Origin of the sequence: Streptomyces sp. CoH27 (assembly GCF_020181035.1) — a bacterium.
In the GTDB taxonomy this organism is placed as follows: Bacteria; Actinomycetota; Actinomycetes; order Streptomycetales; family Streptomycetaceae; genus Streptomyces; species Streptomyces camelliae.
This window is the reverse complement of sequence record NZ_JAIQYY010000007.1, coordinates 300,743-318,617: the sequence shown is the minus strand read 5'-3', so window position 1 is coordinate 318,617 and position 17,875 is coordinate 300,743. Positions and strand designations below refer to the sequence as shown.

17 protein-coding genes and 1 pseudogene are annotated in these 17,875 nt (G+C 73.7%); 7 read left to right on the top strand and 11 right to left on the bottom strand.

Annotated elements, in window-relative coordinates:
- Positions 1–14 precede the first annotated feature (14 nt).
- Positions 15–3,278, bottom strand: coding sequence for a BTAD domain-containing putative transcriptional regulator (locus tag LE548_RS13910; RefSeq protein WP_225097108.1), 3,264 nt, complete (start codon positions 3,276–3,278; stop codon positions 15–17).
- Between the two features lie 130 nt (positions 3,279–3,408).
- Between LE548_RS13910 and LE548_RS13905 the strand changes: the two genes are divergently transcribed.
- Positions 3,409–4,209 (top strand): site-2 protease family protein, encoded by an 801-nt coding sequence (locus LE548_RS13905; RefSeq protein ID WP_225097107.1) that lies wholly within the window; start codon positions 3,409–3,411, stop codon positions 4,207–4,209.
- Here LE548_RS13905 and LE548_RS13900 read toward each other — a convergent pair.
- Both LE548_RS13900 and npdG read right to left on the bottom strand, forming a co-directional pair.
- On the bottom strand, positions 4,199–4,423 hold the full coding sequence (locus LE548_RS13900; RefSeq protein ID WP_225097106.1) for a hypothetical protein: 225 nt from the start codon (positions 4,421–4,423) through the stop codon (positions 4,199–4,201). The genes LE548_RS13905 and LE548_RS13900 overlap by 11 nt on opposite strands.
- 74 nt (positions 4,424–4,497) lie before the next feature.
- The gene (npdG, locus tag LE548_RS13895) at positions 4,498–5,202 is read right to left on the bottom strand and encodes an NADPH-dependent F420 reductase (protein WP_225097105.1); all 705 of its coding nucleotides are present in this window, start codon (positions 5,200–5,202) and stop codon (positions 4,498–4,500) included.
- 110 nt (positions 5,203–5,312) lie between these two features.
- On the opposite strand from npdG, the gene LE548_RS13890 reads away from it, so the two are divergent.
- A complete protein-coding gene (locus LE548_RS13890; protein ID WP_225097104.1) occupies positions 5,313–5,909 on the top strand; it encodes a hypothetical protein in 597 nt (198 codons plus the stop codon).
- A 696-nt stretch (positions 5,910–6,605) separates the two neighbouring features.
- Positions 6,606–7,874, top strand: coding sequence for an MFS transporter (locus tag LE548_RS13885; RefSeq protein WP_225097103.1), 1,269 nt, complete (start codon positions 6,606–6,608; stop codon positions 7,872–7,874).
- Here the strand turns inward: LE548_RS13885 and LE548_RS13880 are convergent, their stop codons facing one another.
- On the bottom strand, positions 7,875–8,108 hold the full coding sequence (locus LE548_RS13880; RefSeq protein WP_225097102.1) for a hypothetical protein: 234 nt from the start codon (positions 8,106–8,108) through the stop codon (positions 7,875–7,877).
- A 58-nt stretch (positions 8,109–8,166) separates the two neighbouring features.
- On the opposite strand from LE548_RS13880, the gene map reads away from it, so the two are divergent.
- Together map and LE548_RS13870 are read left to right on the top strand one after the other, a co-directional pair.
- Positions 8,167–9,024, top strand: a complete 858-nt coding sequence (gene map, locus LE548_RS13875) for a type I methionyl aminopeptidase (protein ID WP_225097101.1) — start codon at positions 8,167–8,169, stop codon at positions 9,022–9,024.
- A gap of 89 nt (positions 9,025–9,113) precedes the next feature.
- Positions 9,114–9,761: a heme oxygenase (biliverdin-producing) gene (locus LE548_RS13870; RefSeq protein WP_225097100.1), complete on the top strand. Its 648-nt coding sequence runs from the start codon at positions 9,114–9,116 to the stop codon at positions 9,759–9,761.
- A gap of 242 nt (positions 9,762–10,003) precedes the next feature.
- Here the strand turns inward: LE548_RS13870 and LE548_RS13865 are convergent, their stop codons facing one another.
- Positions 10,004–10,660, bottom strand: a complete 657-nt coding sequence (locus LE548_RS13865; RefSeq protein ID WP_225097099.1) for a PhzF family phenazine biosynthesis protein — start codon at positions 10,658–10,660, stop codon at positions 10,004–10,006.
- On the bottom strand, positions 10,653–11,552 hold the full coding sequence (locus tag LE548_RS13860; RefSeq protein WP_225097098.1) for a hypothetical protein: 900 nt from the start codon (positions 11,550–11,552) through the stop codon (positions 10,653–10,655). Before LE548_RS13860 ends, LE548_RS13865 begins: the two co-directional genes overlap by 8 nt.
- 28 nt (positions 11,553–11,580) lie before the next feature.
- Between LE548_RS13860 and LE548_RS13855 the strand changes: the two are divergent.
- Together LE548_RS13855 and LE548_RS13850 are read left to right on the top strand one after the other, a co-directional pair.
- Positions 11,581–11,688: pseudogene (locus LE548_RS13855) on the top strand (iron transporter); the annotation flags it as partial.
- On the top strand, positions 11,648–12,664 hold the full coding sequence (locus LE548_RS13850) for a hypothetical protein (RefSeq protein WP_225097097.1): 1,017 nt from the start codon (positions 11,648–11,650) through the stop codon (positions 12,662–12,664). The pseudogene LE548_RS13855 and the gene LE548_RS13850, both read left to right, overlap by 41 nt.
- 155 nt (positions 12,665–12,819) lie before the next feature.
- On the opposite strand, the gene LE548_RS13845 is transcribed toward LE548_RS13850, so the two are convergent.
- The 5 genes from LE548_RS13845 to LE548_RS13825 form a co-directional block, all read right to left on the bottom strand.
- Positions 12,820–13,551 (bottom strand): bifunctional DNA primase/polymerase, encoded by a 732-nt coding sequence (locus LE548_RS13845; RefSeq protein WP_225097096.1) that lies wholly within the window; start codon positions 13,549–13,551, stop codon positions 12,820–12,822.
- Positions 13,552–13,628: 77 nt separating this feature from the next.
- Entirely contained in the window at positions 13,629–14,267 is a 639-nt protein-coding gene (locus tag LE548_RS13840; RefSeq protein WP_225097095.1) for a TetR/AcrR family transcriptional regulator, read from the bottom strand.
- Positions 14,268–14,294: 27 nt separating this feature from the next.
- A complete protein-coding gene (locus LE548_RS13835; protein WP_225097094.1) occupies positions 14,295–15,290 on the bottom strand; it encodes a small ribosomal subunit Rsm22 family protein in 996 nt (331 codons plus the stop codon).
- A gap of 74 nt (positions 15,291–15,364) precedes the next feature.
- A complete protein-coding gene (locus LE548_RS13830; protein WP_225097093.1) occupies positions 15,365–16,546 on the bottom strand; it encodes a serine hydrolase in 1,182 nt (393 codons plus the stop codon).
- Positions 16,486–17,799 (bottom strand): multidrug effflux MFS transporter, encoded by a 1,314-nt coding sequence (locus LE548_RS13825; protein ID WP_225097092.1) that lies wholly within the window; start codon positions 17,797–17,799, stop codon positions 16,486–16,488. Before LE548_RS13825 ends, LE548_RS13830 begins: the two co-directional genes overlap by 61 nt.
- Positions 17,800–17,875: the final 76 nt, after the last annotated feature.

The following is a 17,875-nucleotide window of genomic DNA, read 5'->3' as shown; positions in this document are numbered from 1 at the left end:
CCCCGGCACGCACGTCACAGCAGGGCGGTGACCTCCGCGAGGGAGAGGCCACCGCCCTCGGCGTACGCGGCCGCGTACCCGGCCGCGTCGAGCCGCTCGCGGATCCGGGCCTCGGTCAGGTCGTACGCCCGTCGCTCCATGCCGGAGCGGATGTGACCGGGCGGCATCAGGGCGTCGGCGGCGCCCATACAGCGGGCCCCGGCCGCGGCACCCGCCTCGCCGCGCTCGGCCAGGGCCATCGCGGCGACGGCGAGGCAGACGGAGGGCAGGTGCGGGCTGATGGCCTCGGACAGCGGGTCCTGGGACAGCCGCAGCGCCTCCCGGATCCGGTCCAGGGCCTGCTCCGACAGCCGGTCGAGGGCGTCCAGCCAGGCCTCCTGGACGAGGATCATCGTGTCGAAGACCACAAAGTGCGCGATCGTGAACTCCTCGCGCAGCAGCCGGAGTTGCTCGCGCGCCTCATCGGTACGGCCGTACACGCCGAGCCAGCAGGCGAGGAAGAGCCGGGCGGCGGGCATCGCCTCGTTGAGGGCGCCGTCCTGACTGGCGATGACGTCGCGGAGCATCTGCTCGCCGCGCTCCAGCTCGCCCCGCTCCATGAGCACGCTGCCGAACCGGGCACGCAGGATGGCCATCTGGGCGCGGGCGCCGAGGCGTTCGGCGTGCTCGATGGCGGCCTGGTAGTCGGCGGCGGCGGCCGCGTAGGCGCCCTTGCGCTCATGGGCCTCGCCGCGCGCGGACAGCGCCTCGGCGGTGCCCCACGCGTCACCGAGGCGGCGGTAGATCTCCAGCGCCTCGTCGGCGTCGCGGGAGGCGTCGCCCGCCCAGGCCGTGCGGTTGGCGAGCAGACCGGCGCGCAACTGGAGAGCGCAGGCCAGCTCCCACTCGAAGCCGGGGGTGTTCCGGCAGGTCTCCACGGTGGCGTCGCTGATCGTGCGCAGCCGGTCCATGCCGGCGGTCATTATCTCGGCGAAGAACCACAGTATGCCCGGGGTCCGGCAGGTCTGCGGCAGGCCGGGCTCGTACACCTCGGTGACGACCCGCAGCTTGGCCTGCGCCTCGGGCGTCTGCCAGGCCTCCAACTCGGTCTCCATGCAGGCGAGATGGGCCAGATGGACACCGCGCCGGGCCTCGGCGAGGACCTCGCCGGTGTACGGGGGCGGGGCGTCCTGGCAGCGCTGCCACACCGGGCGGGCCGGGCGGACGGGCTCGGCGAACGGGTCGGGGCCGAGCGCCATGACCTCCCGGCACCAGTTGCGGGTCTCGATGCGTTGGTCGCGCATCTGCCAGAACCACAGCAGGGACAGCACCAGGCACAGCGCCTCCTGCTCGTCGCCGAGGGTCACGGCGTGCCGCAGGGCGGTGCGCAGGTTCTCGTACTCCAGCTGGAACCGGTCGATGGCGGTGCGCTGTTCGGGGCCGCGTAGCAACGGGTCGGTGGCGCGGGCGAGTTCGCGGTAGTACGTCAGGTGAGCGCGCTCGGCCTCGCCACGGCGCCCGGTCTCGGCGAGCCGTTCGGCGGCGTACTCGGCGACGGTCTCCAGCAGCCGGTAGCGCATCTCCCCGTCGCTCGAAGGGACGGCCACGACAAGGGACTTGTCGACCAGCGAGCCGAGCGCGTCGAGGGCGAACGGGCCGCAGACGGCCTCGGCGGCGGCCAGGTCGCAGCCGCCCGCGAACACCGACAGCCGGGCGAGGACATCTCGTTCGTCCGAGTCCAGCAGATCCCAGGACCAGTCCACGACGGCCCGCAGGGTCTGCTGGCGGGGCAGGACGGTACGGCTGCCGGAGGTGAGCAGCCGGAAGCGGTCGTCCAGCCGGGCCGCTATCTGCCCGGGGGTGAGCATGCGCAGCCGGGCCGCGGCCAGCTCGATCGCGAGGGGCAGCCCGTCGAGCCGCCGGCAGATCTCGGCGCAGCCTTCCGGATCGTCCTCGGTACGGAACCCGGGCCGGGCCGCCGCGCCCCGCTCGGCCAGCAGCCGCAGCGCGACCGGCTCCGGCAGCGGCTCCACCGGCCGCAGCAGCTCACCCGGCACACCGAGGGGTTCACGGCTGGTGGCGAGGACGACCAGCCCCGGGCAGCGGGACAGCAACCGGTCCACCAGTTCGGCCGCGGCCTCCACGACGTGCTCGCAGTTGTCGAGGATGATCAGCATCCGGCGCCGGGCGCAGTGCTCCAGGAGCCGCTCCAGGGGTTCGTCGTGCCGGTCGGCGACCGCGCGCATGCCTTCGACGCCGGCGCCGTGCAGCACGGTCTCGCGGGCGCCGATGGCGGTGACGACGGCCTGCGGTACGGCCTCGGGGTCGTCCACGGGGGCCAGCTCGGCCAGCCACACCCCGTCCCGGACGGTGTGCCGTACCGCCTCGGCGGCCTCCAGGGACAGCCGGGTCTTGCCGGCGCCGCCCGGCCCGAGCAGGGTGACCAGCCGGGCCCGCGCGAGATCGGCGCCGATGGCCTCGATGTCGGCTTCCCGGCCCACGAAGGAGGTGAGCCGGGCGGGCAGGTTGCCCACGGCGGGCCGGGGCTCCGGTTTCCGGGGCTCCGGGGCTTCGGTGGTCAGCAACTCGGCGTGCAGGGCGCGCAGTTCGGGTCCGGGGTCGGTGCCGAGCCGGTCCGCGAGGAGGCGTCGTACGTCCTCGTGGGCGGCGAGCGCCTGGGCGGGGCGGCCGGTGTCGCGCAGGGCGCGCAGCCGCAGTGCCTGGAGCGGTTCGTCCAGCGGGTGCTCGTCGCACAGCGCGGTCAGCTCGGGCAGCGCCTGCTCGGCGTGGCCGAGGGCGAGGGCTGCCGTGTGCCGGGCGCGCAGCGCGTCCAGCCGGCGGGTCTCCCAGCGGGCCGCCTCGGCGGAGTGATCGGGCAGGTCGGCGAGGGCGGGGCCGTGCCACAGGGCGAGCGCGTCGTCCAGGACGGCGGCGGCCTTGGCCGGGTCGCCGTCGGCGAGGGCCGCGAGGCCCTCGCCGGTCAGCCGGTCGAACCGGGTGAGGTCGACGTCGTCGGGCGTGGCGGTGAGCCGGTAGCCGCCGTCGGTGGAGGCGACGGCGTCCGCGCCGAGGGTACGGCGCAGCCGGCCGACCAGCGCCTGGAGCGCCCCGGCGGCGTCGGCGGGCGGGTCGGCACCCCACACCTCGTCCACGAGCACGCCCACGGGCACGGCCCGCCCGGCCCGGAGCGCCAGCACACTCAGCAGGGCACGCAACCGCGCCCCGCCGACCGGGACGGGCGTACCGTCGGAGCGGAGTGCCTGGGTGGAGCCGAGAAGCGAAAAGCGCACGGGGTCCATTGTCCCCGGGGACGGCCGGGCGCCGCTCCTGGGTTTCGGACGGAACCTCTGGCCGTCCGCGGGACGTTCCCCTCACATCACCGGTACGGTCGACCCCGGCCCACCCGAGACACCAGCAGGAGCCCTGCCCATGACCACCGCCACCACCCGCCGCGGCGACCACGCCGTCAGTCCCGTGTTCCTCGGGATCCTGGCCGTGACGGCGGTGACCGGATGGGCCACCTGGACCGGGTTCGCGACGCAGCGGGGCGTGGCGATCTTCCTGTTCGTGACGGCGGCCTGGGTCGTCTCACTGTGTCTGCACGAGTACGCGCACGCGCGCACGGCCCTGCACGGCGGGGACATCACGGTGGGCGCCAAGGGCTATCTCACGCTGAACCCGCTGAAGTACACGCACGCGCAGCTGAGCATCCTGCTCCCGGTGCTCTTCCTGATCATGGGCGGGATCGGCCTGCCCGGCGGCGCGGTGTTCATCGAGCGCGACCGGATCCGGGGCCGCTGGAGGCACAGCCTGATCTCGGCGGCGGGCCCGCTGACGAACGTGCTGTTCGCGGCCGTGTGCACCGCCCCGTTCTGCCTGCACGCGCTGGACGGGGTGCCCGCGGACTTCCGGTTCGCGCTGGCGTTCCTGGGTCTGCTCCAGGTGACGGCGGCGATCCTGAACTTCCTGCCGGTGCCGGGCCTGGACGGCTACGGCGTCATCGAGCCGTGGCTGTCGTACCAGGTGAAGCGGCAGGTGGCGCCGTTCGCGCCGTTCGGGCTGCTGTTCGTGTTCGCGCTGCTGTGGGTGCCGTCGGTCAACCACGTGTTCTTCGACGCGGTCGACGCGATCCTGCGCGCCCTCGGCGTCGACGACTACTCCAGCTACTGCGGCCAGGAGCTGTACCGCTTCTGGCGCGGCACCCCGGAGATCTGCGCGGTCAGCCCGTGACGGACTCGCCCTGCCCGGCGGCCCGCGCCTGCCGGCCACGCTTGGTGTAGTACCAGGCCATGTTGGACGACAGGCCCGCCAGCAGCACCCAGACGATCCCCAGCCAGCTGCCCTGGACGAAGGAGACGACGGCGGCGGCCACGGCGAGGGCGCAGACGACCAGGGCGTAGAGGGCGAGCCGCCGGGTCTGGGCGGGTGGGGGCGAGAGGGGCATCGGAGTCGCTTTCGGGTGTTGTGTTCGAGTGCTGTGGGGGACACTGCTGGCGCCCACCAGTGTCCCCCATCCGCTCACACGTCGGTGAGGCGGAGCCCGGCGTGTGCCTTGTAGCGGCGGTTGACGGAGATCAGGTTCGCGACGAGCGACTCGACCTGGTGGGCGTTGCGCAGCCGCCCGGCGAAGATGCCGCGCATGCCGGGGATGCGCCCGGCGAGGGCCTGCACGATCTCCACGTCGGCCCGCTGCTCGCCGAGCACCATGACATCGGTGTCGATCTCGTCGATCTCGGGGTCCTGGAGCAGGACGGCGGACAGGTGGTGGAAGGCGGCGGTGACCCGGGAGTCCGGCAGCAGGGCAGCGGCCTGCTCGGCGGCGCTGCCCTCCTCGGGCTTGAGGGCGTAGGCGCCCTTCTTGTCGAAGCCGAGCGGGTTGACGCAGTCGACGACGAGCTTGCCGGACAGGTCCTCGCGCAGGGCCGTCAGCGTGTCACCGTGGCCGTCCCACGGTACGGCGACGATCACGATGTCGCTGCGGCGCGCGGTCTCGGCGTTGTCGGCGCCCTCGACGCCGTGCCCGAGTTCCCCGGCGGCGGCCTGCGCCCGCTCGGCGGACCGGGAGCCGATGATCACCTTCTGGCCGGCCCGGGCGAGGCGGTAGGCGAGGCCCTTGCCCTGCGGGCCGGTCCCGCCGAGGACGCCGACGACGTACCCGGACACGTCGGGCAGGTCCCAGGGGTCCTTGGCGGGGGCCTTGTCGGAAGAGGTCGTAGAGGTCATGGGCCCGACTCTACGTCCCGGACGAACTGATGGATGTCATGTCCCCGGGGCGGGCGAATTCCGGGTGAACCGGGCGTCATAGGTGGCCGGTTGCGGCAGGATGCGGGCGCATGGACGCCGTACGGGTCGCGTTGCTGCGCGAAGTGCTCGCCGGGACGGAGTGGCTGGGGGCCACCCGGAGGTTCGCGGGGGTGCTGCGCGGATCGGTGGTGGCGCACGGGGGCGGGCTGCTGCTGGTGGGCACGCCGGAGTACGAGCCGTGGCACCTGGCGGCGCATCTGGTGGACGAGGCCGCGTGGTCGGGTACGCCGGAGCTGGCGCCGACGCTCGTACGGCACCGGGTGCGCCCCTCGGACCCGCCCCACCTGGCCGTCGGACCGGGCCGGATCGAGGCGGCACGGCGCGGTGAGACGCTGCTGGTCGTGGCGCCCGAGGAGCCCGCGCCGCTGCTGGAACACGTGCACGCGGCCCGGCGGGCCGGGGTGACGGTGCTGGCGCTGGGCGCGGACGAGGGCGAGCTGGCCGCGATGGCCCATGAGTCGCTGGCGGTGCCGGAGGGGGCGGAGTTGGACCTGGACACGGTCCAGCACCTGGTCGGCGCGGCGGCGGGCGAGAACGGCGGCTCGCCGAGGGCTCGGCGGGGCTTCCGTGACCGCTTGTCCCGCCTCGCGGAAGCCCTGACGGCACCGCCCCCGGCCCCTTGGTGACACGCCCGCCCACCCGGCCCGGCCGAGGCTTGACCGAACGGCCCGAGACGGCGCGGGCGGGCGGGTGCGGCGGCGGGCGAGAACGGCGGCTCGCCGAGGGCTCGGCGGGGCTTCCGTGACCGCTTGTCCCGCCTCGCGGAAGCCCTGACGGCACCGCCCCCGGCCCCTTGGTGACACGCCCGCCCACCCGGCTCGGCCGAACTGCGTCCGCCCGCCGGCCCGGCCGAGGCTTGACCGAACGGCCCGAGACGGCGCGGGCGGGCGGGCGCGACGACAACGGGCCACCGCACCAGGCCGCTCCGTCGAGCCCCGCCCCACCGCTGCCGAGTGGGTGTCGTTGGGATCAGCTTGGCCGTGCCGAGCGGTGCCTTGTGGCCGACCCGAGCGGGGTCTGGTGCGTGCAGCTGCACGGCGGAGGAGGCCGTGACATCAGCCGCTGCCGCGGCGGGCGACGCGTGGGGGTCCTCCCCGCGCGAGCCCCGTTCGAGCCCCGTTCGAGCGTGGGGGAGTCGGCGACCGACGACAACGCCGCTGGGGGTGCCCCCTCTGGGGGAGTGCGTGCCAGGGCCCGCGACGCCGGGATGATCCGAACGACACCCCCTGGCCCCTCCGGCGCCCTCCCGGACGACCGGGACGGGCGGCCGCGTGGGCGGAAAAGCGGTTGCCCCAGGCCGCTCGCCCGTCGAGCATGCCTCAGTGGCCCGAGCACTCCTTCCCGACCTCGCCCCCTGGAAAGCCTCCGCGGACTTCCGGCGGCTGTGGACATCAGGGCTGATCAGCAACTTCGGCAGTTTTCTGACCTTCGTGGCGGTGCCCGTCCAGCTGAAGGACCTGACGGGGTCGACGGCGGCGGTGGGCGCGATCGGGGCCGTGGAGCTGTTGCCGCTCATCGTGTGCGGGCTCTACGGCGGTGCCCTCGCCGACGCGCTGGACAAGCGGAAGCTCATCGTGTGGACGGAGGCCGGTCAGGGCCTGCTGAGTGCCGTTCTGCTGGTCAACGCCCTGCTCCCGCACCCCGCGCTCTGGCCGCTGTACGCCATCGCCGCGCTCTCCTCCGCCCTGGGCTCCATCCAGCGCCCGGCGCTGGACTCGCTGTGGCCCCGGATCGTCGCCCACGCCGACCTGCCCGCCGCGGCCTCGCTGAACTCCCTGCGCTGGACCGTCGGCGGAGTCGCCGGCCCGGCGCTCGCGGGCGTGGTCGTCGCCTACGCGGGCCTCGGCTGGGCCTACGCGGCCGACGCGCTGACCTTCGCGGTCTCGCTGGCGTACATCGTGCGGATCGCCCCCTCCCCCGCCGCCCACGAGGCGTCGAAGCCGTCGCTGACGGCGGTCCTGGAGGGCGCCCGGTACGCGTGGAGCCGCAAGGAGCTCCTCGGCACCTACGTCGTGGACCTCGCGGCGATGTCCCTGGCCATGCCGCTCGCCGTGCTGCCGTTCCTCGCGGACGAACTGCACGCCGACTGGGCGCTCGGCCTGATGTACGCGTCCGTCCCGGCCGGCTCCCTCCTGGTGAGCCTGACCAGCGGCTGGGCGTCCCGGGTGCACCGGCACGGGCTGATGGTGGTGCTGGCGGCCACGGGCTGGGGCCTGGCGGTCGCGGCGGCCGGGCTGTGCGGGAACGTGTGGCTGGTGCTGCTCTTCCTGACCGTCGGCGGCGGCTTCGACATGGTCTCCGGGATCTTCCGGGCCGCCATGTGGAACCAGACGATCCCCGACGAGCTGCGCGGCCGGCTCGCCGGGATCGAGCTGCTGTCGTACTCGGTCGGCCCCCAGCTCGGCCAGGTCCGGGCGGGCGGCCTCGCCGCCTGGGCGGGCCTGCGGACCTCGGTCGTCGCCGGCGGCCTGGCCTGCGCGGGCGCCGTCGGCCTGCTCACGCTCTGCCTGCCGGGCCTCATGACGTACGACGCCCGGACCAACGAGCACGCGGTCCGCATGCGCGAGCGGCACACGGCCGTACACGCGTGATCACTCGTCGTCGGCGCTGCCCCGCGCGGACGCGTCGTGCCAGCGAGGGTCGTTCTCCCACTGGAGGTTGCGCTCGGCGGCGGTCTCCATCGCGTGCTCGGCCTCCTGCCGGGAGGCGTACGGCCCGAAGCGGTCCTTGGCCGGGCACTCCGGCCCCTCCTCGACCTTCTTGTGCTCCAGGCAGTAGTACCACTCACCCGGCTTGCCGACGGTGCGCTTCTTGAACAGGGCCATGACCAGCTCCTCTCGCCAACGACATGCTCCCCCATATCCGCTCGATAGACTCGCTGGCATGTCTGGCCAGTCGCTGCTCGTCCCAGGGGAGCTGTCCCCCACCCGCTCGGTGCCCGGAAACATCCGCCGGCCCGAGTACGTCGGCAAGCCCGCGCCGGCGCCGTACACCGGACCGGAGGTGCAGAGCCCCGAGACCGTCGAGGCGATGCGGATCGCCGGCCGTATCGCCGCGCAGGCGATGGAGGAGGCCGCGAAGATCATCGCACCCGGGGTCACCACGGACCAGCTGGACAAGGTCGCGCACGACTACATGTGCGACCACGGCGCCTACCCGTCCACGCTGGGCTACCGAGGCTTCCCCAAGTCCCTGTGCACGTCGGTCAACGAGGTCATCTGCCACGGCATCCCGGACTCGACGGTCCTGAACGACGGCGACATCGTCAACCTGGACGTGACGGCGTACATCGGCGGGGTGCACGGCGACAACAACGCCACGTACCTGGTCGGGGACGTCGACGAGGAGAGCCGGCTGCTGGTGGAGCGCACCCGCGAGGCCCTGAACCGCGCGATCAAGGCGGTCAGGCCGGGCCGGCAGATCAACATCATCGGCCGGGTCATCGAGTCGTACGCCAAGCGCTTCGGCTACGGGGTGGTGCGGGACTTCACCGGCCACGGGATCAGCTCCTCCTTCCACTCCGGGCTGATCATCCCGCACTACGACAGCCCGCACGCGACGACGGTCATGCAGCCCGGCATGACGTTCACGATCGAGCCGATGCTGACGCTCGGCACGTACGAGTACGACGTGTGGGACGACGGCTGGACGGTCGTGACGAAGGACCGCAAGCGGACGGCCCAGTTCGAACACACGCTGGTGGTCACGGACACGGGCGCGGACATCCTGACCCTGCCGTGAGCGCTGCGTGAGCCCGTCCTCTGCGGAGGGCGGGCTCTCTCTTGTAGAATTTTACCGACAGCCTGTCGGCAACGTTGGGCGGTGGCTTCATGAACTCGTTCTCGGCCCTCATCCGTACCGCGTCCCACGAGCAGCACACCGAGGCGGAGACCTCGACGTTCATGACCGATCTGCTCGGCGGCCGGCTGGGCGTGGCGGCGTACGCGCGCTACACCGAGCAGCTGTGGTTCGTGTACGAGGCACTGGAGAGCGGTGCCGGGCGGCTGGCGGCCGATCCGGTGGCCGGCCCCTTCATCCGGCCGGAGCTGCTGCGCCTCCCGGCGCTGGAGCGGGACCTGGCGCATCTGCGGGGCGCCGGCTGGCGGGCGGGGCTGAGCGCCCTGCCGGCGACCCGGGCGTACGCGGACCGGGTCCGCGCGTGCGCCGAGCGCTGGCCGGGCGGCTACGTCGCCCACCACTACACCCGCTATCTGGGCGACCTGTCCGGCGGCCAGATCATCCGGGACCGGGCGGAGCGGACGTGGGGCTTCGCGAGGAAGGGCGACGGGGTTCGGTTCTACGTCTTCGAGGGACTCTCCAACCCGGCCGCGTTCAAGCGGAGTTACCGCGAACTGCTGGACGCGATAGCCGTGGACGACCTGGAGAAGCAGCGGATGGTCGCCGAGTGCAAGCGGGCGTTCGCCCTGAACACGGCGATGTTCAGGGCGCTGGGCGAGGAGTTTCCGCTGAGCGCCTAGGTCCTGTCGTCAAACTCCCGCCGTCCGCCCGGAGGGCGGGCCTCGCGCCCGCTGCGGAGCAGCTGATGTCGCTGTAGGTGCGTGCTATCGGCGTGCCGGGCCCTGGCCCTCGTACTGGACGTACGTGGGTCAGGGCCCGGTGCGACGAGTGGGGGTACCCCCTCTGGGGGAGCGTGCATGGCGCCGCGGGGCTGGGGGCACCTCCCGGCCGAAGGCTGGGGGAGGGAGTTTGACGACGGGGCCTAGCGCTCCGGCTGGCGTTCCAGGTACACCCGTCCGCCGATCTCCACCCAGCCGTGCGGCTGGGGGGCGGTGAGGATCTGGGAGCCCTTGCCCTGGGTGATGTTCAGGGCGCGGCCCAGCTGGTCGGTGAGCAGGAGTGCGGCGGCGCCGGTGGCCTCGTCCTCGTCGATGCCGTCGTCGCGGCCGGGGAAGGCGCGGGCGCGGATCCGGCCGGCCGCCTCGTCCTCCCAGGCCCAGGCGTAGATCCACGCGCCGGGCGGGGGCACGTCAAGGGCGTCGACCTCGGCGGCGGTGGCGTACTGCCGCAGGGTGCGCGGCGGCGCCCACTCCGCCCGCGCCTCGATCCAGCTGAACTCGCCGTCCAGCCGGACTCCGACGACTCCGGCGGGGGTGACCAGTTCGGGCACGTCGAGCAGCCAGGCGGTGCCGACGCAGGGGTGACCGGCGAAGGGCAGCCGCAGGGTGGGGGTGTAGATGTCGATGACGCCGCGCTCGGGGTCGTCCACGAACACGGTCTCGCTGAAGCCGAGTTTGGCCGCCAGCTCCTGCCGGTCGCCGCGCTCGGGCAGCACCGAGCCGTCGCGGACGACACCGAGTTCGTTGCCGTAGCCGCCGTTCGGTCCGCAGAAGACGCGGAGTACGTCGTAGTCAGTCACCGGGGAATTGAAACATCGCGGCACGGGCGAGCGCGCGCCAGGCGGGGGCACCGCCGGGCAGGGGGTGGGTGCCGGTGGACACGGAGGCGTACGGCAGCTCGGCGAGCGTGTCACCGTGGGCCCGCTCCAGGCGGTCCCGCTGCCGTTCGGTCCCCGGCCCCGGGGGAAGGGCGGCGAGCCGCTTCATGTGGTGCTCGTACGCCTCCTCGATCTTCTCGGCCCCGCGCCACTGCTCGCCGGCCGCGGGCAGCCGGGTCAGCACCACACAGTCCGGCCTGCGCCCCTCCGCCAGCGCCGCCACCGTCCGGTCGTGGCCGTCCAGGAGGAGCCAGCCGTCGAGGAAGGTCACCCACCACAGCAGGACAGGGGCGACCGTGCCCTCGCGGACGAGTCTGCGCTGCGCCTTGACCCGGCCGGAGTCCGGTGGCGAGAGCGAGCGCAGGGGAACGACACCGTGCCAGCCGCCGCCGCAGTACAACCCGAGTTCGCCGCCCGGCCACTCCCGCACCAGGTCCTCCTCCCAGATGCCGGGTGGGAATCCGGTGCGCAGGGCCAGCTCCCAGCGGCCGTCGCGCAGCGGTGTCCCGGTCGCCTCCTCCAGCCAACGGGCGTACTGATGCGGCCAGTTGAGGGACGACGACCGCTGCTGCACCGCCGACAGGGGCGGCAGGGGCGAGCGGTAGCCGTCGAGGCGGTGCAGATGCAGCTCGGGGCAGCACGGGGCGCCGTCGGCGAACGAGCGGCCGAGCAGCAGCGGGCGCCCGGACTGCCGTAGCAGCAGCATCCTGCCGTCGTCCGCCGTCTCGAAGCGGAGCGACGGCGGCTCCGGCCGGTCCCTGATGTCCAGCACCAGCCGGCCGGCCCCCAGCAGCTCCCTGCGCGCGTTCCCCATGCCGGCCAGCGTCCCACGAACCTCGGACCCGGCACCCGCGGTGTTCTTCACCCCGGTAGGGTTCGCCTCCGGGAAGGGGAAGGTGAAGGGACCCGATGAGCAGGGATCGCAGCCCGCGCAGGCTCCGCAGGCGTGACCGTGACGCGGTCGTGACGGCACGCCGGAGCGGACTCATGGCGGCCTCGCTGACCGCTTTGGCGCTGATGACGAGCGGGTGCGTGGTGGTGCACGGGGAGCGGGAGGTGCTCCCCGCCGCCACCCGTGCCGAGGCCGCCACGGCGGTCACCGCGTTCACGACCGCGTACAACAAGGCCGACAAGGCCTTCGACAGCTCCCTGGACGCGCCCTACGTCACCGGCCCGTTCGGCGACATCGACGCCGCCCGGCTCAAGGCCGGGCACACCAACAGCCCGTCGGGCAACCCCGATCACGTGCCGCTGAAGCTGACGGACGTGCGGATCACCATCCCCAAGAAGGCGGGCTGGCCGCGCTGGTTCCTCGCCGACGCCCGGGGCAACAAGGCGGGCAACGCGCGCTGGCTGGTGGTGTTCACGCGTAACGGGCTCGGCGAGCCGTGGCAGGTGGCGTATCTGACGCTCGTCGCGCCGGGCTCCGTACCGCGGTTCACGACCGACAAGGACGGCTGGGCCGAGGCCGTGCCGGCGAACTCGGCTCAGCTCGCCGTGGCGCCCGGCAAGCTGAGCGCGGACTATGTGTCGTACCTTCAGAAGGGCGGGAACACCTTCGCCGACGGCTCGTACACGAGCGTCGAGCGCGCGAACCGCGCCCAGCGGGCCCGCAAGCCGGGTCTGGTCACCCAGTTCATCGACAAGCCGCTGACCGGCGGCGACTACCAGCCGCTGGCGCTGCGGACGGCGGGCGGCGGGGCGCTGGTGTTCTTCACCACGCACCACTACGAGAAGCGGACCGTCGCCGCGGGCACCACGATGCCGGCCCAGAACAAGGACGTGCAGGCCCTGACCCAGGGCGAGGTGAAGCAGTCCCTGACGCTGGAGTTCATGTCCAACGAGGTCGCCCTGGACCCGGCGGGCAGCGGCGCGGTGTCCATGCTGGGCCGGGTGCCGGGACTGACGTCGGCGCAGGGCGAGTAGAAGCGCCCCGAAGGGGCGCGGGGCTGTGCTCGACAGCGGCTTCGCCGCGATGGGGTCCCCCCGGGTTCGAGCGAAGCCGAGAACGTGGGGGAGCCACCAGCCACGACGGAGCGGCAGCCGATCGACGGCCCGTCGCGGCCGTTCCCGCGGAGCGCCTAGTGCCGCGACGGCCAGGCGGCCGCGTGGTGTTCGGTGCCGGCGTGGCGGGCGCAGGCGTCGGTGAGGACTTCCAGGAGGCTGAGCGGGTCCGGCAGCGGCTGCTCCGGGCCGCGCACCCAGCGCACCTGCCGGTCGTCGTCGCCGGGCAGCCGGGCGGGCGGTACGAGCACGTAGGAGCCCCGGCAGTGCCAGCGCAGGCCGGGGTGCTCGTCCATGGTCTCGGGGTGGCAGTCCAGCTCGCAGGGCCACCACTCGTCCTCGTCCTCGGGGGTGCCGCGGGTGAGGGTGAAGAACAGCATGCGGCCGTCGCCGCTCTCGGCGACCGGGCCGACCTCGACACCGGCGCCGAGCAGCCGCTCCAGGGCCTCCCGGCCGGCCTCCAGGGGCACGTCGAGGACGTCGTGGGTCATCCCGGTGGCGGTGATGAAGTTGGCCTGCGGCTGGTGCCGGGCCCAGCGCTCGATCTGGGCGCGGTCGGTGGTGGACTGCGTCTGCCAGGCGAACGACACCGGGTGCCGGGCCGGGGTGGGACAGCCGACGCGGTCGCAGGAACAGCCGTAGCCGGGGGCGGGGTGCGCGGCGGGGGCGAGCGGCAGGCCCGCGGCGGCGGCGGCGAGCAGCAGGGCCTCACGGCCGTCGGTGCCGGCGGCCTCCTTCGGGCGGCGTCCCCGCAGCCACTGGGAGAGTCTGCCCTGCCGGCCGGATGGGCCGCCGAACGTCGCGCTCATCTATCCCCTCGCCTCGGTGGTCGCCGCGATGGTGTCGCCTCGGTGGTGTGCGGACAGCATGCCTTATCGTCCCATCTTCATCTGCTTCGGGGTGTCTGGGGTCCGATTCGTCCGATTCCGTGCAGGGCGTAGTCGACCAGGGTGTCCGTGTAGGCGTACGTGATCGGTCCGGTCCGTTGCAGCCAGCGCTGGGCGAGCGGGGAGACGAACAGCTCCAGGGCGATGCGGGGATCGACGTCGGGCCGTACGGCTCCGGCGTCCTGGGCGGAGCGCAGCCGGTCGACGTACAGCTGGAGCTGGGGTTCGAGGAGCTTGGTGACGAACTCGCGGCCGAGCGGTTCGTTGACCACGCCCTCGGCGGTCAGGGCGCGGGCCGGTACGTCGAAGCGGGGGTCGAGGAGTTCGTCCACCGTGGCCCGCAGCACCGCCTTGAGGTCGGCGGCGAGGTCGCCGGTGTCCGGGATGGCGTACGGCTCCTGCCCGGCTTCCTCGGCCGTGCGCGTGGCCAGGTCGAGGAACGCCTCCAGCAGGACGGCGGCCTTGGACGGCCACCATCGGTAGATCGTCTGCTTGCCGACGCCGGCGCGGGCGGCGATCCCCTCGACCGTGGTCTTCGGGTACCCGACCTCACCGACCAGGGCGAGGGCGGCGTCGTAGATCGCACGGCGCGACTTCTCGCTGCGCCGGGTGGCGTCGGGGGCGGGGTTCTTGGCCATGGCCAAGACGCTAACAAGGCCGGACGGTCACCCGGACACGTCGCCGGGCGGCCACCGGTCCCCCCACTCCGCGTCCCGTGCCGCCTTGTACAGATCGCCATGCCGCTTGGTGACCGTCGTCCGTGCCAGCCGTTCGTCGGTCTCGCACAGGTCGAGCAGCACCTGGCCCTTGCGGATCTGGGGGCGGCGGACGACCCGGGCGGGGGCCGGGGCGGCGGGCAGGCGGGTGGCGGCGACGTACGAGAACTTCTCGTCCTCGTACGGCAGCGTGCCGCCCTTGATCCGGCGGTGCAGGGAGGAGCGGCTCACCCGGGCGGAGAAGTGGCACCAGTCCCTGCCGGGCTCGATGGGGCAGCCGGCGCTGTGCGGGCAGGGCGCGACGATGTGCAGGCCGGCGCGGATCAGGCGGTCGCGGGCCTCGATGACGCGGGCGTAGCCGGCCGGGGTGCCGGCCTCCACGATCACCACGGCCTGCGCGGCGGCGGCAGCGGCGTCGACGAGGGCGGCCCGGTCGGGCTCGGCGAGTTCGTTGAGCACGTACGACACGGTGACGAGGTCGGTGGCGTCCAGGGTGAGGTCGGCGCCGATCCGGGCGCGCTGCCAGCGGGCGCCGCGCAGGGCGGGGTTGGCGGCGGCGATCTCACGGCCGAGGGCGAGGGCGGGCTCGGCCCAGTCCAGCACGGTGACGGCGCGCTCGCCGGGCCAGGTCGCGGTGACGGCCCAGGTCGCGGCTCCGGTGCCACCGCCGACGTCGACATGGCTGCCGGGGGTCCAGTCGGGGGCGGCCGCCGCGAACGCCGCCAGCGCCGCGTGGACGGCCTCGAAGGTGGCGGGCATGCGGTAGGCGGCGTAGGCGGCGACGTCGGCGCGGTCGCGGAGGATCGGCGCGTGGGTCGGGGTCTCGCCCCGGTAGTTGGCGATCAGCCGTTCCACGGCTCCGGCGGCCTGGGTGGGCGGGAGCCCGGCGAGGACGTCGTCCAGGGCGGCGCGCAGGGTGTGGGCCGGGGTCACGGGGTCGTTCACCCGGTGATTCTACGGTGGTGCGCAGATCAACGGTGGTGCGCAGATCAACGGTGGTGCTCGGATCACGGTGGTGCTCAGATCACCGCCCTTGCCAGCCAGGTGGCGAGCGCCGCCCGTGGCGCGCTGTCCGGCGGGCGTCTTCTCGGATGGACCGTGTTCGCCAGCAGCACCAGGAACGTGTCCGTCGCCGGGTCCAGGACCAGGGAGGTGCCGGTGAAGCCCGTGTGGCCCGCCGCGCCCTTGCCCGACAGTTCGCCCATGAACCAGGGCTGGTCCACGGCGAAGCCCAGGCCGGGCGGGGTCAGGAGCAGTTCGACGAAGTCGGGGCCGAGGATGCGGGCGGGGCCGTAGGAGCCGCCGGCGAGCAGGGTGCGGCAGAAGACCGCGAGGTCGCCGGCGGTGGAGAACAGGCCCGCGTGTCCGGCGACGCCGCCGAGCGCCCACGCGTTCTCGTCGTGGACCACGCCCCGCAGCATTCCGCGGTCCGCCTTGGCCCACGGCCGCCGCTGGTCCTCGGTGGCCGCCGCGCGGGGGCAGGGGCCGAAGGCGGTCGCGGTCATGCCGAGGGGGCGGGTGATGCCGTCCGCGATCAGGACGCCGAGGCCGCGGCCGGTGATCCGCTCCAGCACGGACTGGAGCAGGAGCATGTTCAGGTCGGAGTAGACGTATCTGCCGGGCTCGGTCGTCGGGGCCTCGGCGCGCAAGCGGGACAGCCGGCTCGCGTCGTAGGGGGAGTCGTACAGCGGGAGTTCGGGGCGCAGTCCGGAGGTGTGGGTGAGGAGCTGGCGGACGGTGATGCCGTGGGCGGCCGCCGCGTGGAAGTCGGGCAGGTAGTCGCCGACCTTGGCGTCCATGCCGAGGGTGCCGCGCTCGATCTGCTGCACGGCCGCGACGGACGTGAACAGCTTGGTGAGGGAGGCCAGGTCGAAGGGGGTGTCCGTGGTCATCGGGACCCGGGCCTCGGGCGGCAGCTCCACACCGGTGTCGGTCCCGGGGTCGTAGGCGGCGTAGCGCACCGCCCAGCCGGTGGCCTCGGCCACGGCGATCACGGGTCCGCGGCCGGCGAGCACGACGGCGCCGGCCGCCCAGGGGCGGTCGCCGGAGGTGAGGGCGTGCAGCTCGCCGACCAGGTGCGCGATGGCGGCCGGGTCGAGTCCGGCCCGTTCCGGTGTGTCGGCGCGCAGTCTCGGTGCGCTCAGTGCTCGTCTCCCTCCGACCCCGCACGGGTGTTCCCCCGTGTGTTCCAGGGACGGCACATTCCCACGAAGCAGGCCGCCGCGACCAGTGCTCCCGCCAGTTGGACGAGCGCCATGGGTACGGCGGTGCGTTCGCCGGCGACGCCGACGAGCGGTGAGGCGACCGCGCCGACGAGGAAGGAGGTGGTGCCGAGGAGCGCGGAGGCGGAGCCGGCGGCGTGCCGGGTGCGCAGCAGGGCGAGGGACTGGGTGTTGGGCAGGGTGATGCCCATGGCCGTCATCAGGACGAAGAGGGCGGCGGCCGTGGGGGCCAGCCCAAGGTCTCCGAAGGCTCCCGTCGACATCAGCAGCAGGGCGGTCGCGGCGAGCACGATCACCGTCAGGCCGCAGGCCAGCACCTTCTCCAGGGCGACCCGGCCGACCAGCACCTTGCCGTTGAGCTGCCCGGCGGCGACCAGGCCGACCGAGTTGAGGCCGAACAGCAGGCTGAAGGTCTGCGGGGAGGCGCCGTAGATCTCCTGGATGACGAAGGGGGACGCCGCTATGTAGGCGAACAGCGCGGCGAAGGCGAAGCCGCCGGCCAGCATGTAGCCGGTGAAGGGCGGGTCGGCGAGGAGGGCGCGCAGGGCCCGTAGTGACTCCGCCGCTCCCCCGCGCTGCCGTTCCTCGGGCGCGAGCGTCTCCGGCAGCCGCAGCCGGACGAGTGCGGCGAGCAGCGCGCCGACCACGGTGAGGAGCACGAACACACCCCGCCAGTCGGTCACCCGCAGGATCTCTCCGCCGATCAGCGGGGCCACGATGGGCGCGGCCCCGGAGATCAGCATCAGGGTGGAGAAGAAGCGGGCCATGGCGTCGCCGTCGTACAGGTCGCGTACGACGGCTCGGGCGATGACGATGCCGGCCGCGCCCGCGAGGCCCTGGGCGAGACGGAAGACGACGAGGGTCTCGACGTTCGGCGCGAGGGCGCACAGGGCGGTCGCGACGACGTAGACGGCGAGGCCGGAGAGCAGCGGGCGGCGCCGTCCCCAGCGGTCGCTCAGGGGGCCGACGACCAGCTGCCCGAGGGCCATGCCGGCCAGGCAGGCGGTGAGGGTGAGCTGGACGGTGGCGGCGGGGGCGTGCAGGGACCGGGTGACCTCGGGCAGCGAGGGCAGGTACATGTCCATCGCGAGCGGGGGTGTCGCGGTGAGGCCGCCGAGGACGAAGGTGACGAGCAGGCCGGTGCGGCGGGTGGCGGGCGGCGCGGTGCCCGGGCCGGCGGTCCGGTGCTGGTGCTCCCCGTGCGCCTCCGGTGCCGTCGTGCGCTCGGTCATGCGTCCCTCCCCTGTCCTTCCCTCGTCCCCGCGTCGTACGGAACCGGCCCCTATGCTCTCAGCTCGTACACACTGC

Excerpts from the sequence above, each read along its gene's own strand:
- LE548_RS13905 (WP_225097107.1), top strand. The coding sequence starts at position 3,409 with ATGACCACCGCCACCACCCGCCGCGGCGACCACGCCGTCAGTCCCGTG.
- LE548_RS13845 (WP_225097096.1), bottom strand. The coding sequence starts at position 13,551 with ATGAGCGCGACGTTCGGCGGCCCATCCGGCCGGCAGGGCAGACTCTCC.
- LE548_RS13880 (WP_225097102.1), bottom strand. The coding sequence starts at position 8,108 with ATGGCCCTGTTCAAGAAGCGCACCGTCGGCAAGCCGGGTGAGTGGTAC.
- map (WP_225097101.1), top strand. The coding sequence starts at position 8,167 with ATGTCTGGCCAGTCGCTGCTCGTCCCAGGGGAGCTGTCCCCCACCCGC.
- LE548_RS13840 (WP_225097095.1), bottom strand. The coding sequence starts at position 14,267 with ATGGCCAAGAACCCCGCCCCCGACGCCACCCGGCGCAGCGAGAAGTCG.
- LE548_RS13860 (WP_225097098.1), bottom strand. The coding sequence starts at position 11,552 with ATGGGGAACGCGCGCAGGGAGCTGCTGGGGGCCGGCCGGCTGGTGCTG.
- LE548_RS13870 (WP_225097100.1), top strand. The coding sequence starts at position 9,114 with ATGAACTCGTTCTCGGCCCTCATCCGTACCGCGTCCCACGAGCAGCAC.
- LE548_RS13890 (WP_225097104.1), top strand. The coding sequence starts at position 5,313 with ATGGACGCCGTACGGGTCGCGTTGCTGCGCGAAGTGCTCGCCGGGACG.
- LE548_RS13900 (WP_225097106.1), bottom strand. The coding sequence starts at position 4,423 with ATGCCCCTCTCGCCCCCACCCGCCCAGACCCGGCGGCTCGCCCTCTAC.
- LE548_RS13850 (WP_225097097.1), top strand. The coding sequence starts at position 11,648 with ATGAGCAGGGATCGCAGCCCGCGCAGGCTCCGCAGGCGTGACCGTGAC.
- LE548_RS13910 (WP_225097108.1), bottom strand. The coding sequence starts at position 3,278 with ATGGACCCCGTGCGCTTTTCGCTTCTCGGCTCCACCCAGGCACTCCGC.
- LE548_RS13825 (WP_225097092.1), bottom strand. The coding sequence starts at position 17,799 with ATGACCGAGCGCACGACGGCACCGGAGGCGCACGGGGAGCACCAGCAC.
- npdG (WP_225097105.1), bottom strand. The coding sequence starts at position 5,202 with ATGACCTCTACGACCTCTTCCGACAAGGCCCCCGCCAAGGACCCCTGG.